The 15,756-nt window shown below is 63.6% G+C and carries 13 protein-coding genes; 12 read left to right on the top strand and 1 reads right to left on the bottom strand.

The features are described from left to right. The first annotated feature begins 17 nt into the window (after window positions 1–17). From SNL23_RS03025 to SNL23_RS02980, 10 genes are all read left to right on the top strand, one after another. Window positions 18–1,655 carry an ABC transporter substrate-binding protein gene (locus tag SNL23_RS03025; protein ID WP_318301574.1) on the top strand — a complete coding sequence of 546 codons (1,638 nt, stop codon included), beginning with the start codon at window positions 18–20 and terminating at the stop codon, window positions 1,653–1,655. Window positions 1,656–1,668: 13 nt separating this feature from the next. Beyond that, a complete protein-coding gene (locus tag SNL23_RS03020) occupies window positions 1,669–2,625 on the top strand; it encodes an ABC transporter permease (RefSeq protein ID WP_318301573.1) in 957 nt (318 codons plus the stop codon). Next, window positions 2,622–3,497, top strand: coding sequence for an ABC transporter permease (locus SNL23_RS03015; RefSeq protein ID WP_167665068.1), 876 nt, complete (start codon window positions 2,622–2,624; stop codon window positions 3,495–3,497). The genes SNL23_RS03020 and SNL23_RS03015 overlap by 4 nt, the downstream gene beginning before the upstream one ends. A 1-nt stretch (window position 3,498) precedes the next feature. Then, complete coding sequence (locus SNL23_RS03010) at window positions 3,499–5,340, top strand: ABC transporter ATP-binding protein (RefSeq protein ID WP_318301572.1); 1,842 nt, start codon at window positions 3,499–3,501, stop codon at window positions 5,338–5,340. Further along, complete coding sequence (locus SNL23_RS03005) at window positions 5,337–5,645, top strand: (2Fe-2S)-binding protein (RefSeq protein WP_167665066.1); 309 nt, start codon at window positions 5,337–5,339, stop codon at window positions 5,643–5,645. The genes SNL23_RS03010 and SNL23_RS03005 overlap by 4 nt, the downstream gene beginning before the upstream one ends. Continuing rightward, window positions 5,627–7,006 carry an FAD/NAD(P)-dependent oxidoreductase gene (locus tag SNL23_RS03000; RefSeq protein ID WP_318301571.1) on the top strand — a complete coding sequence of 460 codons (1,380 nt, stop codon included), beginning with the start codon at window positions 5,627–5,629 and terminating at the stop codon, window positions 7,004–7,006. Before SNL23_RS03005 ends, SNL23_RS03000 begins: the two co-directional genes overlap by 19 nt. Beyond that, complete coding sequence (locus SNL23_RS02995) at window positions 7,003–8,157, top strand: NAD(P)/FAD-dependent oxidoreductase (protein ID WP_318301570.1); 1,155 nt, start codon at window positions 7,003–7,005, stop codon at window positions 8,155–8,157. Before SNL23_RS03000 ends, SNL23_RS02995 begins: the two co-directional genes overlap by 4 nt. Beyond that, window positions 8,154–9,311, top strand: a complete 1,158-nt coding sequence (argE, locus tag SNL23_RS02990; protein WP_318301569.1) for an acetylornithine deacetylase — start codon at window positions 8,154–8,156, stop codon at window positions 9,309–9,311. Before SNL23_RS02995 ends, argE begins: the two co-directional genes overlap by 4 nt. 117 nt (window positions 9,312–9,428) lie before the next feature. After that, entirely contained in the window at window positions 9,429–10,889 is a 1,461-nt protein-coding gene (locus SNL23_RS02985; RefSeq protein WP_318301568.1) for an NAD-dependent succinate-semialdehyde dehydrogenase, read from the top strand. Window positions 10,890–10,909: 20 nt separating this feature from the next. Then, complete coding sequence (locus tag SNL23_RS02980) at window positions 10,910–11,995, top strand: tartrate dehydrogenase (RefSeq protein WP_318301567.1); 1,086 nt, start codon at window positions 10,910–10,912, stop codon at window positions 11,993–11,995. Between the two features lie 637 nt (window positions 11,996–12,632). On the opposite strand, the gene SNL23_RS02975 is transcribed toward SNL23_RS02980, so the two are convergent. Then, entirely contained in the window at window positions 12,633–13,559 is a 927-nt protein-coding gene (locus tag SNL23_RS02975; protein WP_318301636.1) for a 2-hydroxyacid dehydrogenase, read from the bottom strand. Between the two features lie 193 nt (window positions 13,560–13,752). Here SNL23_RS02975 and gabT point away from each other — a divergent pair, with 193 nt between their 5' ends. Both gabT and SNL23_RS02965 read left to right on the top strand, forming a co-directional pair. Further along, window positions 13,753–15,045, top strand: a complete 1,293-nt coding sequence (gene gabT / locus SNL23_RS02970; RefSeq protein WP_318301566.1) for a 4-aminobutyrate--2-oxoglutarate transaminase — start codon at window positions 13,753–13,755, stop codon at window positions 15,043–15,045. A 48-nt stretch (window positions 15,046–15,093) separates the two neighbouring features. Then, window positions 15,094–15,738, top strand: coding sequence for a 2-haloalkanoic acid dehalogenase (locus SNL23_RS02965; protein WP_318301565.1), 645 nt, complete (start codon window positions 15,094–15,096; stop codon window positions 15,736–15,738). Window positions 15,739–15,756: the final 18 nt, after the last annotated feature.

Genomic DNA, 15,756 nt, shown 5'->3' with positions numbered 1-15,756 from the left:
CGACAGGTAGCCTTGCTATGACTGACAACAAAAACACACCCGAGCTCATTTCCGGCCAGGAAAGCCTGCGGGTGTTCGAAAGTCTCAACCGTGGCATGTCACGCCGTAACGCTTTGCAAATGCTGGGCGTTGCCGGTGTGGCCGCAGCCGGTGCGGGCAGCCTGTTCGGCAGTGCCGGCAAGTTGTTCGCCGATGAAGCTGCCGTTGAGGGCAAAGGCAAACCCGGTGGCAAGATCCGTGTCGCCGGCATGTCCAGCTCCACCGCCGACACGCTCGACCCGGCCAAGGGCGCGCTGTCCACCGACTATGCACGCCACTACATGTTCTACAACGGCCTGACCCGTTTCGATAAGCACCTGGTGCCGCAACTGGAACTGGCTGAACGCATCGACAATACCGATGCCACGGTATGGACCATCACCCTGCGCAAAGACGTGACCTTTCACAACGGCAAGGCCCTGACGGCCGCCGACGTGGTGTTCTCCCTGAACCGCCACAAAGACCCGCTGACCGGCTCCAAAGTCATGCCGCTGATGGAGCAGTTCGCCGAGATCAAGGCCAGCGGGCCGAACGAGGTGCAAATTCGCCTTAGCGCGCCCAACGCCGAGTTGCCGTCGATCCTCGCTGTGTCGCACTTGCTGATCGTTCCCGAGGGCACCACCGATTTCAACAAAGGCATCGGCACCGGCCCGTTCACTGTCGGTGAGTTCAAACCGGGTGTGCGCTCGATTGCCGTGCGCAACAAGAACTACTGGAAACCGGGCTTGCCGTACCTCGACGAGATCGAGTTCATTGCCATCGCCGACGAGCCATCGCGGGTCAACGCGCTGCTGTCGGGCGACGTGCACATGATCAACGAGGTCAACCCGCGCTCCACCACGCGCATTGCCGCGAGTGCCAAACACCGGGTCGTGGATGCGCCGTCGGGCAACTACACTGACTTGATCATTCGCCAGGACCAGTTACCCGGCAAAAGCCCGGAATTCACCCAGGCCATGAAGCTGCTGCTCGACCGTGAGCAGGTCAAGTCTGCGGTGTTCCGGGGATTTGCCGTGGTCGGCAACGACCACCCGATTGCGCCGGGTTCACGTTACTTCAACGCCGATCTGCCGCAGACGGTCTACGACCCGGAAAAAGCCAGGTTCCTGCTGAAGAAAGCCGGCATGGAAAGCATCACTATGCCGGTCATGGCGTCGCCTGCCGCCACCGGTTCGGTGGACATCGCCGTGCTGTTGCAGCAATCGGCGAAACAGGCCGGGCTCAAGCTGGATGTGAACCGCCTGCCGAGCGACGGCTACTGGTCCAACCACTGGATGAAGCACCCGTTGAGCTTCGGCAACATCAACCCTCGGCCGAATGCCGACGTGATGTTCTCGCAGTTCTTCCAGTCCAAGGCGCCGTGGAACGAGTCCGGCTGGCAGAACGATCAGTTCGACCAGCTGTTGATGCTGGCCCGTGGCGAAACCGATGACGCCAAGCGCGCCAAAATGTATGGCGACATGCAGACCCTGGTGCACGACCACTGCGGTATCGGTGTGCCGGTATTTATCAGCAACATCGACGGTGTCGACCAGCGCATCAAAGGCTACGGCACCAACCCGCTGGGCGGTTTCATGGGCTACATGTTTGCCGAGCAGGTGTGGTTGGACGCGTGAGGAGGGCGGTGCGATGAATAGCAATACACTGTGGTTGATCGCCCGGCGTTTCGGCGCCGGGGCCGTGACCTTGTTGATCGTGTCCATGGTCGTGTTTGCGATCACGGCGGTGCTGCCGGGGGACGCGGCGCAGCAATCCCTCGGCCAGTTCGCGACCCCTGAGCAGGTGGCGGCACTGCGCCTGAAGCTGGGGCTGGACCAGCCCGGTGTGTTGCGTTACCTGCACTGGTTGATGAGCCTGCTCACCGGCGACCTGGGCGTGTCGGTGTCCAACGCCATGCCGGTGGGTGAACTGATGGCGGGCCGGGTGCCCAACACCCTGATGCTGGCGGGCGCCACGGCGCTGGTCTCGGTGCCGGTGGCACTGGTATTGGGGATTGGCTCGGCGATGGGCCGGGGCGGGCGCATCGACAGCTGCCTGAGCTTTATTACCCTGGCGATGGTCGCGGTGCCGGAGTTTCTGGTGGCAACCCTGGCGGTGCTGATTTTCGCGGTCAACCTCGGCTGGTTGTCGGCGCTGTCTTACGCCAGCGACATCACCTCGCCGCTGCAATTCATGCGCACCTATGCCTTGCCGGTGATGACGCTGTGCTGCGTGATCGTCGCGCAAATGGCGCGCATGACCCGCGCCGCCGTGATCGACCAACTCGACAGCCCCTACGTGGAAATGGCCCGCCTCAAAGGCGTCAGTCCGATTCGCATTGTGCTGCGCCATGCCTTGCCCAATGCCATCGGGCCGATTGCCAATGCCATCGCCCTGAGCCTGTCCTACCTGTTGGGCGGGGTGGTGATCGTCGAAACCATCTTCAATTATCCCGGCATCGCCAGCTTGATGGTCGATGCCGTGACCAACCGTGACATGGCGCTGGTGCAGGCGTGCACCATGTTGTTCTGCGCGGCCTACCTGGCGTTGGTGCTGATCGCCGACCTGTGCGCAATCCTGTCCAATCCGAGGCTGAGAAACCAATGAACCCGATCATTGCGAAATCCAAGCCTGTGTCCTCTGCGCTGGCCCTCGCCAAGGTTTCCAGCGGCCCGTCCTGGCTGGGGCTGGTGGGCGCCGTGGTGTGCGTCATCTGGTTGCTGGTGGCGCTGTTCGGCCCCTGGCTGGCACCACACCCGGTGGGTGAAGTGGTGTCCGACAACATCTTCGAAGGCTTCAGCCTCACTCATCCGTTCGGCACCGATTACCTGGGCCGCGACATGCTTAGCCGGGTATTGGTGGGCGCGCGATTCACCGTCGGGCTGGCGCTGGTGGCGGCGTTGTTGGCCAGCACCTTCGGCACCGGGTGTGCGCTGCTCTCCGTGGTCTCGCCCAAGTGGCTGGACGAGATCATCAGCCGCATCATGGATGCCTTTATCTCGATCCCAAGCAAAATGCTTGCGCTGATCATGGTCTCGGCGTTTGGCTCGTCAGTGACGCTGCTGATCTGCACGGCGGTTATCAGTTACATCCCGGGCTCGTTCCGCGTTGCCCGCAGCATGGCGGTGAATATCGAGGCCCTGGAGTACGTGCAGGTTGCGCGCACTCGCGGCGAAGGCCGGTTGTACGTGGCGTGCATGGAAATCCTGCCGAATATGCTCAACCCGGTATTGACTGACCTGGGCCTGCGTTTCGGCTACATCGTGCTGTTGCTCAGCGGCATGAGTTTTCTCGGCCTCGGCGTGCAACCGCCAGACGCCGACCTCGGCTCGCTGGTGCGCGAAAACATCGGCGGCCTCAATCAGGGCGCGCTGGCCATCATTATTCCGGCGCTGGCCATTGGCACACTGACCATCGGTGTGAATCTGCTGATCGACTACCTGTCATCACGCCGTAGTCGACGCACGGGAGGCCATTGAAATGACCCAATTGATTCGCGTCGAAGACCTGCGCGTGGTGGCCTGCGGTGAGCAGGGCGAGGTAGAAATCGTCAAAGGCGTGAGCTTTGCCCTGGAAAAAGGCGAAGTGCTGGCGTTGATCGGCGAGTCCGGCTCGGGCAAGACCACCATCGCCCTGGCCTTGCTCGGGTATGCACGGCGCGGCTGTCGTTTGTCTGGCGGGGTGGTGCAGGTCGGTGAACACGACATGCTCGCCTTGAGCGAAAAACAGCTGCAGGGCCTGCGCGGCAATCGCGTGTCCTATATCGCCCAAAGCGCCGCAGCGGCTTTCAACCCGGCCAAAAAGCTCATCGACCAAGTGGTGGAAGGTGCATTGATCCATGGCCTGGGCACCCGGGTCGAGCTGGAAGCCAAGGCCATCGGCTTGTTTCGCGACCTGGCCCTGCCCAATCCCGAACGCATTGGCCGGCGCTACCCGCACCAAGTCTCCGGCGGGCAACTGCAACGGGTGATGGCAGCGATGGCGCTGATCAGCGACCCGGTGCTGGTGGTGCTCGACGAGCCGACCACGGCGCTGGACGTGACCACCCAGATCGATGTGCTGCGCGCCTTCAAACGCGTGGTGCGCGAGCGCGGCGCCACGGCCGTTTACGTGTCCCATGACTTGGCGGTGGTCGCGCAAATGGCCGACCAGATCGTAGTGCTCAATGGCGGGCAGATTCTCGAGCAAAGCGCCACGGCGCCGCTGCTCAAGGCGCCGACCCACGAGTACACCCGCAGCCTGCTGGCTGCTGCGCGGCCAGACACCACCATTCGCCCGCCCAGCGGGATTGCCGAAGACGTGCCACTGCTGACCATCAGCGGCCTCACCGCCGGTTACGGCAACAAAAACATGCACGGCATGCCGTCGATTCGGGTGCTCGAAGACATCGATCTCACGGTGCGCCGTGGCCAGGCCATCGGCGTGATCGGCGAGTCGGGCTCCGGAAAGTCCACGTTGGCGCGGGTAGTGGCCGGGCTGTTGACCCCGGCCCTCGGCGGCCTGACCTTCGACGGGCAACCCTTGGGCGGCAGCCTCGCCGAGCGTAGCCCGGAGCAGTTTCGCCGTATCCAGATGGTGTTCCAGAACGCCGACACTGCGCTCAACCCGATGCACAGCGTGGCGGCCATCCTCAGCCGTCCGCTGAAGATGTATTTCGGCCTCAAGGGCGCTGCCTTGACGGCGCGCGTCGGTGAGTTGCTGGACCTGGTGCGCCTGCCGCGCTCCCTCGCCGAACGTCGTCCCAACGAGCTGTCCGGCGGGCAAAAGCAGCGGGTCAACCTGGCCCGCGCGCTGGCGGCCAAGCCCGACCTGATCCTGTGCGATGAAGTCACCTCGGCCCTCGACACGGTGGTGGGCGCGGCGATCCTCGAACTGCTGCGCGACCTGCGCCAGCAACTGGGGGTGTCGTACCTGTTTATCAGCCATGACATCTCCACCGTGCGCGCGTTGTGCGATGACATTGTGGTGATGTACAGCGGCCACAAGGTGCAGGCCGGCAGCCGTCAGTCGTTTGCCGAGCCACCGTTTCACCCTTACACCGACCTGCTGATTCACTCGGTGCCCGAGTTGCGTCAGGGCTGGCTGGAAACCTGCGACACCGCGTGCGAAACGCTGCCGGTGATTGGCGAGCGGGCCAACGTGCCGGAACTGTGCACCTTCCTCAATCGCTGCCCGGTACGCGTCGACGGCCTGTGCAACCGTACTGCGCCGAGTCGCCGAGCCCTCGACAACGGCGGTGAAATCCTTTGCCACCACGACAGCGCCCAGTTGCTGAATACCCAGCGGGGCGTCACCACCACCAGCTTGGGAGCCTATGCATGAAGGGGCGTTTTGTGAGGTTGGCCGAACAGGGCCGGCCGACGGTCAGCCTGACCGTGGATGGTGCAGTCATCGAGGCCTTGCAGGGCGACACCCTGATGGTCGCGCTGTTGACCCAGGGCAACGCGCTGCGCCAGTCGGAATTCGACAGCGGGCGCCGCGCCGGTTTCTGCCTGATGGGCGCGTGCCAGGACTGCTGGGTATGGACCCGCAGCGGCGAACGCCTGCGAGCCTGCTCCAATGAAGTCCGTGACGGGCTGGACATCGTTACCACACAACCGGAGGCGACATGGCCACTGCACGGGTAGTTATTGTGGGCGCCGGGCCGGCGGGCGTGCGCTGCGCCGAAACCTTGCTGGCGGCCGGGATCAAGCCGATCCTGATTGATGAAAACCGCCGCGACGGTGGGCAGATCTACCGCCGTCAGCCCGACGGCTTCACCCGGGACTACACCACCCTGTACGGCAGCGAAGCCGCCAAGGCCCAGCACCTGCACCAGAGTTTTGATCGCCTGCGCGGCGCCATTGACTACCGCCCCGACACCCTGGTGTGGAACCTGACGCCTGGGCAACTGTGTTGTGTGAGCCAGGGGCACCACAGCACCGTGGATTACGATGCGCTGATCCTCTGCACCGGCGCCACCGACCGCTTGATGCCCATCGAAGGCTGGCAACTGGCGGGCACCTACAGCCTGGGCGGGGCGCAGATCGCTTTGAAAAACCAGGCCGTGTCCATCGGCCATCGCGTGGTGTTCATGGGCAGCGGGCCGTTGCTGTACCTGGTCGCCAGCCAATACGTCAAGGCCGGCGCCGAAGTGGCTGCGGTGCTCGATACGTCTCCCTTTAGCCTGCGCCTGAAGGCCCTGCCCAAACTGCTGGCGCGGCCGGGCTTGCTGTTTACCGGGATCAAGCTGCTGGCCCAACTGTACCGCGCCAAGGTGGCGGTGCACTTGGGGATCAAGCCGCTGCAAGTCATGGGCGACGCGGCCAATGGTGTGATGGGCGTGCGGTTCACCACGGGCAGTGGGCGGGTGGCTACGGTGCAGGCCGATGCCGTTGCGCTGGGCTATCACCTGCGACCGGAAACCCAGTTGGGCGACCTGGCTGGCTGCACCATGGCGTTCGACCACGCCTCCAGCCAATGGTGGTTGGCCACCGACGACGCCGGACGTACCTCGGTGAAAGGCGTGTATGCGGCCGGTGACGGTTCGAAGATTCGCGGCGCGGATGCCGCCGAACACGCCGGGCGCCTGGTGGCGTTGGCGCTGCTTGAAGATCTGCAGCAACCGGTGAACGCCGCGCTGCGTGATGAGCAACAGCAGGCCTTGGCGTTGATGGATCAGTTTCGCCTTGGCCTGGCCCAGGCGTTCCCCTGGCCCAGCGAACAGGCCAAGGCCCTGCCGGACAGCGCCATCGTGTGCCGCTGCGAGATGATCAGCGCCGGCGAGTTGCGCCGCACGGTGAAAGAGAAGGGCGCCTGCGAGGTCAATCGCGCCAAGGCGTTCAGCCGCGTGGGCATGGGCCGTTGCCAGGGGCGTTATTGCTCCCAGGCCGGGGCAGAAGTGATCGCCGCCGCTGCCGGTGTGCCGGTCCAGGAGGTCGGTCGTCAGCGCGGCCAGGCGCCAGTCAAACCCTTGTCGATGCTGATTACCGAGGAGGTATCGCCATGAGCGTTCAAAAAGCCGATGTGGTGATTGTCGGCGGTGGTGTGATGGGCTCGGCGACCGCGTTTTTTCTGCGTCGTCGCGGGCTGTCGGTGATCCTGCTGGAGCGCGACCAGATCGGCCAGTACGCCAGTGGCGTCAACTTCGGCAACGTGCGCCGGCAAGGGCGCTTCCTTGGTCAACTGGCCCTGGCCAACCGCTCCTGGGCGCTGTGGAAGCGCCTGCCGGAACTGATCGATGACGACCTGGAGTTCATCCCCAGCGGCCACATGCGCGTGTGTTACCGCGAAGATGAAATCGCCGAGCTGGAAGCCTATGCGGCCGCGCCGGAAGCTGAACAGCTGGACCTGAAGATTTATCGCGGTGCCGAGCTGCATCGACGTTTCGGCTTCCTCGGCCCCGACGTCAAGGGCGGCTCCTATGCGCCTCACGATGGCCACGCCAACCCGCGTCTGGCCGCGCCGGCGTTTGCTCGCGCAGCGCGGCGCCTGGGGGCGCAGATTGAAGAGCGCACTGAAGTCGCCGAGGTGCAGAAGGTCGGCGCTGACTTTCAGATCACCACCACCGATGGCCGCCAGTTCCACGCCGCGCAACTGTTGATCACCGCCGGCGCCTGGGGCCAGAAACTCTCGGCGCAGTTCGGCGAACCGGTACCGCTGGACACCCACGGCCCGCAAATGGCGGTGACTGAGCCGGTGCCTTATGCGCTGCCGACGGTTATTGGCGTGTACACCAAAATTCCTGAAGAAGTGATCTACTTCCGCCAGATTCCCCGGGGCAATATCGTCATCGGCGGCGGTTACCGGAGCAAGCCAGACATGCTCAACCGCCGCGCCTATGTGGAACCGCGCAGCATCCTCAACCAGGTCAGCCAGATGCGCCGCCTGCTGCCGGGCGTGGGTAACCTGAATATCATCCGCGTGTGGAGTGGCATCGAAGGCTACCTGCCGGACTCGCTGCCGGTGATGGGCGCCAGCGGCACCGTCGACGGCCTGTTTTATGCGTTCGGTTTTTGCGGCCACGGCTTCCAGCTCGGCCCGGGCGTCGGTGATGTGATGGCCGAACTGCTGAGCACCGGGAGCACCAGTACCCCGATCGAACCGTTTTGCATCACCCGCTTCGCCCCACCTGCCGAGCAACGGAGCCAGGCCTCATGAAACCCCGCGTTCTCGAGATTCTCAAACAACTGATGGCCTTCGACACCGTGTCGTCGGAATCCAACCTTGCCCTGATCGACTACGTGCGTGACCTGCTGCTGACCAAAGGCATCGAGTCGCTGATCGTCAAAGACCAGAGCGGCAAGAAGGCCAATCTGTTCGCCAGCACCGGGCCCAAGGAGCAGCCAGGGGTGTTGCTGTCCGGGCACACCGACGTGGTGCCGGCGGCGGGGCAGGCCTGGACCTTTCCCGCCTTCGCCGCCACCGTGCAGGATGGGCGTATCTATGGGCGCGGCAGTTGCGACATGAAGGGCTTTATCGCCCTGGCCATCGACGCGATGCTGGATGCCGCCGACCACAGCCTGAACCGCCCGCTGCAACTGGCGCTGTCCCATGACGAAGAGATCGGTTGCGTCGGTGTGCGCCGCTTGCTCGACGTGCTGCACCTGGCGCCGGTGCGGCCGTTTCTGTGCGTGATCGGAGAGCCGACCAATATGCAGTTCGTGCTGGGCCACAAGGGCAAGGGCTCTTACCGCACGTATTGCCGGGGCCAGGAGGCCCATTCGTCCCTGGCGCCACGCTCGGTCAATGCGATTCATGTGGCGTGCGACTTTATCGCTGCCCTGCGCCAGAGCCAGCAGCAACTGCAACACCACGGCGCACAGGACAGCGACTACGACGTGCCCTACAGCACCGTGCATGTGGGGCAGATCGTCGGCGGCAAGGCGCTGAATATCGTGCCTAACCTGTGCACCCTGGATTTTGAAGTACGCAACCTGCCCGCCGACGATCTGGACCAGTTCCTGGAGCAGATGCGCGAGCGCGCTGAAGTGATCGTGCGCGAGGCACAGAAGTTGTCCAGCGTGACGGCCATCGAGATCGAGACCATCAACGTCTATCCCGGCCTCGACACGCACCCAAGCGTCGAGGCGGTGCGCTTTCTCAAGCAATTCGCCGCGCCGGGCACAGGCACCTCCAAGGTCTCGTTCGGCACCGAGGGCGGCCTGTTCAAGCAGCGCCTGGACGTGCCGGTGGTGGTGTGCGGGCCGGGTTCTATCGAGCAGGCGCACAAGCCCGACGAGTTTATCGAGATCAGCCAGATGGACGCCGGCGAGCGCTTTTTGCAAGGCTTGCTCGGTTCGCTGAGGGCCTAGCAGAGCCTGCCGTCCTGGGCGCAATTTCAGCACGGCACGCTGCTTTAATCGCGCTTTCGGCATCCTCGTTTGCGGCACCTCCCTAGACTGGAGCGTGTCTCGGATCAGGACTCGACCATGCTCAAGAATCGCTTGCAAGACCCCAGCCTGCTGGCTGAACTCGCCTATGTGGATGGCCAGTGGATCGCTGCCGACAGCGGCGCCACCCTGGACATCCGCGACCCCGCTACCGGCCACTTGCTCGCTCAAGTTCCGGCGATGGACGGGGTGGATACCCGCCGCGCCATTGAAGCCGCCGAACGTGCCTGGCCCGCCTGGCGTGCACGCCCGGCCGCCGAACGTGCGGCGCTGCTGGAGCGCTGGTACCAGGCGATGATCGACAACCTCGATGACCTGGCGCTGATCATGACCAGCGAACAGGGCAAGCCGCTGAACGAAGCCCGCGGCGAAGTGCGCTACGGTGCCGGTTTCGTCAAATGGTTCGCCGAGGAAGCCCGCCGGGTCTACGGCGAAACCATGCCCGCGCCCAGTGGCGACCGCCGCCTGCTGACTCTCAAGCAACCGGTGGGCGTGTGCGCCGCCATTACCCCGTGGAATTTCCCCAACGCGATGATCACCCGCAAATGTGCGCCTGCGCTGGCCGCCGGGTGCCCGATCATCGTCAAACCGTCGGACCTCACGCCACTGTCGGCCCTGGCCCTGGCTGTGCTGGCCGAGCGCGTCGGCATTCCGGCCGGGGTGTTCAATGTGATCACCGGCTTGCCCGCCGGTATTGGTGAGGAGCTGACCGGCAACCCGGCGGTGCGCAAGATTTCCTTCACCGGCTCCACCGCTGTCGGTCGCCTGTTGATGCGCCAGAGCGCCGAGCACATCAAGCGCCTGAGCCTGGAACTGGGGGGCAATGCGCCCTTTATCGTCTTCGACGACGCCGACCTGGAACAGGCGGTGGCCGGGGTGATGCTCAGCAAGTTTCGCAACGCCGGGCAAACCTGCGTGTGTGCCAACCGCATCCTGGTACAGGCCGGTATCTACGCGCGTTTCGCCGCGCGCCTGGTGGAGGAGGTGAGCAAGCTCAAGGTCGGTAACGGCCTGGAGGAAGGCGTGACCATCGGCCCGCTGATCAACCCGGCGGCGGTGAACAAGGTCGCACGGCATATCGACGATGCCCTGAGCCAGGGCGCGAAGCTGTTGTGTGGCGCGATCCCCACGGGTGACAGCCAGTTCGTGCAACCCACGGTCCTGGGCGACACCCATGCAGGCATGTTGCTGGCCAATGAAGAAACCTTCGGCCCGGTGGCACCGCTGATGCGCTTTACGGATGAAGCCGAGGCGCTGGCCTTGGCCAATGCCACGCCGTATGGCCTGGGCGCCTACTATTTCACCCAGAACCTGCAGCGCTCGTGGCGTTTTGGCGAAGCGTTGGAGTTCGGCATGGTCGGGCTCAACACCGGGATTATCTCGATGGAAGTCGCGCCGTTCGGCGGCATCAAGCAATCGGGCCTGGGGCGCGAGGGCAGCAAGTACGGCCTGGACGAATACCTTGAAGTCAAAGCCTTCCATATCGGCGGCTTGAACTGAATTTTTGCGAGGCACGCACCATGAGCAAGGCATTCAGAGTCGCCGCGATTGCCGGCGATGGCATTGGCAAGGAAGTGCTGCCCGAAGGGCTGCGGGTACTGGAGCAGGCCGCCAGGATCTGGGACCTGAACCTGAGCATCGAAGTGCTCGACTGGGCTCACTGCGATTACTACCTGGAACACGGGCAGATGATGCCCGAGGACTGGTTCGAGCAGCTCAAGGGGTTTGATGCGATCTACTTTGGCGCCGTGGGGTGGCCGGACAAAGTCCCGGACCATGTTTCCCTGTGGGGTTCGTTGCTCAAGTTTCGCCGCGACTTCGACCAGTACGTGAACATCCGCCCGGTGCGACTGTTTCCCGGGGTGCCGTGCCCCCTGGCCGGGCGCGAGCCTGGGGACATCGACTTTGTGGTGATTCGCGAGAACACCGAGGGCGAATATTCCTCGGTGGGCGGCAAGATGTTCGAGGGCACCGAACATGAGTTCGTGCTGCAGGAGTCGGTATTCACCCGGCGCGGCGTCGACCGCATCCTCAAGTTCGCCTTCGACCTGGCCCAGTCCCGCCCGCGCAAGAAGCTCACGGCGGCGACCAAGTCCAACGGCATTTCCATCAGCATGCCCTACTGGGATGAGCGCACCGCATTGATGGCCGCCAACTACCCCGAAGTGAGTTGGGACAAGCAGCACATCGACATCCTGTGCGCGCGGTTTGTGCTGCAACCGGACCGGTTTGATGTGGTGGTGGCGTCGAACCTGTTCGGCGACATCCTCTCCGACCTCGGGCCGGCGTGCGCCGGGACGATCGGTATTGCGCCGTCGGCCAACCTCGACCCCGAGCGGCGTTTTCCGTCGTTGTTCGAGCCGGTGCACGGTTCGGCACCGGATATTTACGGGCAGAACATTGCGAATCCCATAGCGATGATCTGGTCGGGGGCGTTGATGCTGGATTTCCTTGGCAACGGCGATGAGCGGTATCGGGCGGCCCATGACGGAATCTTGCAGGCGATTGAGTCGGTGATTGCCGAGGGCGTGGTGACGCCGGATCTGGGCGGGAAGGGCTCTACTCAGGATGTCGGGCTGGCGATTGCCCAAAGGCTCCCGATCTAAAGCGAGCATGGTCAAAAATGTGGGAGCGGGCTTGCTCGCGAATGCAGGGGTTCAGTTGAAATATCTTTGGCTGACACCCTGCATTCAGTTGGCCTGGCGCGGGGCACGGTGTCGCCGAGTTTGAACAGTTTTGTGCGGTGGCTGGAGGAGCGCGGCCTGGCACTCACACCGTAGCAGCTGTCGAGCTTTAGCGAGGCTGCGATGACGTCGGCACAGTCGACATTGATGTTGCCTGACCCACCGCCATCGCGGCCTCGCTAAGGCTCGACGGCTCCCACATTTGATCTTTGTCAGTCACCAAATTGCAGGGTGCCAGCTTGGCCATCATTGCGTCGGTGCCTAATTGCATCAGTCACACAGGTTTTCTGTGGGAGCTGTCGAGCTTTAGCGAGGCTGCGATGACGTCGGCACAGTCGACATTGAAGTTGCCTGACCCACCGCCATCGCGGCCTCGCTAAGGCTCGATCGTTCCCACGTTCTACGTGGGAATGCATCCCGTGACGCTCCGCGTCACCACTGCGCAAGACTTGAACCGTGCGTTGCCCGTTGGACGCAGAGCGTCCGGGGCTGCATTCCCACGCAGAGCGTGGGAACGATCACATCAAGACAGGTGCTCCCACATTTGGATCTCCATGCATCAATAACCCTTGCGCCGATCCACCTCACCCAGCATCGGCTCGCCGCGCTCATACCGCCGGATATTCTCCAGCAACCCCCCAAACGCACTCGCCGGTTGGGTCATCGCCGCGATATGTGGCGTCAGCATAATCTGCGGGTGATCCCAGAATGGATGATCCGCCGGCGCAGGTTCCTCCTGCAGCACATCCAGCACTGCACCGCTCAGTTGCCCACTGCCCAATGCCTCCAGCAAGTCTTCTTCCACCAGGTGCCCGCCACGCCCCATGTTGATCACCGCCGCCCCATGCGGCAATTGCGCAAACAGCTCCCGGTCGAGAATGCCTTGGGTCTGCTCGGTCAACGGCAGCACACACAACAGAATGTCGCACTGGCTGAGGAACGTCGGCAGTTGTTGTTCACCGGCGTAGCAGTCCACGCCTGCCAACTGATAAGCACTGCGGGCCCAGCCCGACAGCGCAAACCCCAACGGCGCCAACGTCTCCAGAATCTGCTGGGCCTGGGTGCCCAGGCCCATCACTCCAACCCTGCGATTCACGGCCGGCTGTAACAGGTGCGCCTGCCAGCAACGCGCCACTTGCTGTTGGCGATAGCGCAACATATCGCGGTGCAGGCTCAGCACCGCCCAACTGGCGTATTCGCACATGCCACGGGTGATGCCCGGGTCGAGCAGGCGCACCACGGGCAGGTCGGGCGGCAGGCGGGAGAGGTCCAGTTGGTCGACCCCGGCCGACAAGGCAAACAGCACTTTCAGGTTGGGCAGTAATTGCATGAGGTTGTCGGGCGCCTGCCAGGCGGCCAGGTAGTCCACGTCTTCGGCATTGCCGATGTCGGGCCAGGCGCGCCATTCGATCTGCGGCGCGTGTTCGGCGAACAGTGCCTGCCAATGTTGGCCGCGCACCGGGTCAGCTTTGTAGAGCAAGGCCATGGGCATTTCCTGCAGGGTTCGGGTAGTCATCATCATCCCCCAAGCCCGGCGCAGGATCTGTTGAAAGGCGGGGGCAAAACAGTCGATCCGAATTTCTCACGGGCCAAGTTCGGCGTAGTTGGTTGCCCGCACGCCGTACTCTGAACAGCATCGCAACCACTTTCCGGTTGCCGCATTCACGATGGGAACTGCCATGAATAGCAAAGTCGACGAAACCCCTCATTTGCTGCGTCAGCGCGATCAGTTCGTGCCTCGTGGCCTGGTGACCGCGCACCCCCTGGTGATCGACCGTGCCCAGGGCGCCGAGTTGTGGGACGTGGATGGCAAGCGTTACCTGGATTTCGTCGGCGGGATCGGCGTGCTGAACATCGGGCATAACCATCCCAAAGTGGTGGCTGCGGTGCAGGCCCAGTTGCAGAAGGTCTCCCATGCCTGCTTCCAGGTGGTGGCCTACCAGCCTTACCTCGACCTGGCACAGCGGCTGTGTGAAATGGTCGGCGGACAGGAAGCCTATAAGGCTGCGTTTTTCACCTCCGGCGCCGAGGCCGTGGAAAATGCGGTGAAGATTGCCCGTGCCCACACCAATCGTTCGGCGGTGATCGCCTTTCGGGGCGGCTTCCATGGTCGAACCTTGCTTGGCACCACGCTCACCGGCATGAGCCAACCCTACAAACAGAACTTCGGGCCGTTTGCGCCGGAGGTGTTCCACACGCCGTATCCGAATGCTTATCGCGGGGTGACCAGCGAGATGGCACTCAAAGCCCTGGATGAACTGCTGGCGACCCAAGTGGCGCCGGAGAGGATCGCGGCAATCATCATCGAGCCGGTGCAGGGCGACGGTGGCTTCCTCACGGCGCCTGCGGAGTTTCTCCAGGCGCTGCGTGCGTTGGCTGACAAGCACGGCATTGTGTTGATCCTGGATGAGATCCAGACTGGTTTCGGCCGTACCGGTACCTGGTTCGGCTTCCAACACGCCGGCATCCAGCCTGACCTGGTCACCGTGGCCAAGAGCCTGGCCGGCGGCTTGCCTTTGTCCGGTGTGGTCGGCAAGGCGCACATCATGGATGCGCCGTTGCCCGGCGGCCTGGGCGGCACCTACGGCGGCAATGCGTTGGCGTGCGCGGCGGCACTGGCGGTGATCAGCGCGTTCGAGCAGGAGCAATTGCTCGAGCGCGGCCAACGGCTGGGCGAACGCCTGCGCCAGGGCCTGCTCGGTTTGCAGGCGCGCTACCCGCGTATCGGCGATGTGCGCGGCACCGGCTTCATGTTGGCAATCGAACTGATCCAGGATGACCCGGCGCGCACCCCGGACGCCGACCTCAACCAACGGCTGATCGATGAAGCCCGCTCCGGCGGGTTGCTGGTGATCAAATGCGGCGTGTATCGCAACGTGTTGCGCTTTCTCGCGCCGTTGGTGACGACCGAGGCCCAGGTCGACGAAGCCTTGCAGATACTCGACGGCGCCTTGGCACGGGTCTTGAACTGAGCCTGTGCTTGTTCAGGGTGAACCGCATCATTGGAGACTTGACCCCACATGGGACTGACAGATTATCGAGCGTTGCTGATCGATTGCGATGAAGTGCTGGTGGACCGCGACTCGGGTGTGTTGGCCGCCTTGCAGCCGCTGCTCGACAGCCGTGGCGGGCACCCGTCCAGGGAGCAAGTGCTGGCCGAGTACAACACGGTGGTCGCCAATCTCTACCCGCGCTTCGCCGAGTTGGGCTTCAGTGGCGTGCTGTGTTTCGCCCATCGCCAACTCGCCGAGCGCTGGGGGCTCCACGCCAGTTGGGAGGAGGGGATGAGCTTTGCCCGCAGCGCCGGCAGTTGGGCGCTGTTCGAGGATGCGCCGGGGGCTATGCTGTACCTGCGCAAGTTCTATCGTTTACTGGTGCGTGGCGACCGTGACGCGGAGGATCGTGGCGTGTTGTGTGAGCGGCTGGGTATTGCACCGGAAGATTTCATTTCCCTGGCCGATGACCTGCAATGGCTCAGCGAACAAGCGGAGGATGTGCAACCCGTGCTGCATGTGACACGACCGTCGGTCGCGGCGCACGGGGTGTTCGACCGCTGCCTGATCGGCCGCCAACGGCCCCGGCAGCCTTCGCCGTGCGCGGCGGAGTACTGCATCAGCAGCATGGCGGATCTGGTGGCTCAGCATCAGCTGTCTTTACGGCGCTGATTTTGCTAGAAGATTGTC

This window comes from Pseudomonas sp. SED1, assembly GCF_034044025.1.
GTDB lineage: Bacteria > Pseudomonadota > Gammaproteobacteria > Pseudomonadales > Pseudomonadaceae > Aquipseudomonas.
Note: the sequence above shows the minus strand (reverse complement) of the source record. Positions and strands in the feature narration are given on the sequence as shown.

Bases quoted from the DNA above. Each gene is read 5' to 3' on its own strand.
- SNL23_RS03025 (WP_318301574.1), top strand. From the start codon at position 18: ATGACTGACAACAAAAACACACCCGAGCTCATTTCCGGCCAGGAAAGC.
- SNL23_RS03000 (WP_318301571.1), top strand. From the start codon at position 5,627: ATGGCCACTGCACGGGTAGTTATTGTGGGCGCCGGGCCGGCGGGCGTG.
- SNL23_RS02985 (WP_318301568.1), top strand. From the start codon at position 9,429: ATGCTCAAGAATCGCTTGCAAGACCCCAGCCTGCTGGCTGAACTCGCC.
- SNL23_RS03020 (WP_318301573.1), top strand. From the start codon at position 1,669: ATGAATAGCAATACACTGTGGTTGATCGCCCGGCGTTTCGGCGCCGGG.
- SNL23_RS02995 (WP_318301570.1), top strand. From the start codon at position 7,003: ATGAGCGTTCAAAAAGCCGATGTGGTGATTGTCGGCGGTGGTGTGATG.
- SNL23_RS02975 (WP_318301636.1), bottom strand. From the start codon at position 13,559: ATGGCCTTGCTCTACAAAGCTGACCCGGTGCGCGGCCAACATTGGCAG.
- SNL23_RS03005 (WP_167665066.1), top strand. From the start codon at position 5,337: ATGAAGGGGCGTTTTGTGAGGTTGGCCGAACAGGGCCGGCCGACGGTC.
- SNL23_RS02980 (WP_318301567.1), top strand. From the start codon at position 10,910: ATGAGCAAGGCATTCAGAGTCGCCGCGATTGCCGGCGATGGCATTGGC.
- SNL23_RS02965 (WP_318301565.1), top strand. From the start codon at position 15,094: ATGGGACTGACAGATTATCGAGCGTTGCTGATCGATTGCGATGAAGTG.
- gabT (WP_318301566.1), top strand. From the start codon at position 13,753: ATGAATAGCAAAGTCGACGAAACCCCTCATTTGCTGCGTCAGCGCGAT.
- argE (WP_318301569.1), top strand. From the start codon at position 8,154: ATGAAACCCCGCGTTCTCGAGATTCTCAAACAACTGATGGCCTTCGAC.
- SNL23_RS03010 (WP_318301572.1), top strand. From the start codon at position 3,499: ATGACCCAATTGATTCGCGTCGAAGACCTGCGCGTGGTGGCCTGCGGT.
- SNL23_RS03015 (WP_167665068.1), top strand. From the start codon at position 2,622: ATGAACCCGATCATTGCGAAATCCAAGCCTGTGTCCTCTGCGCTGGCC.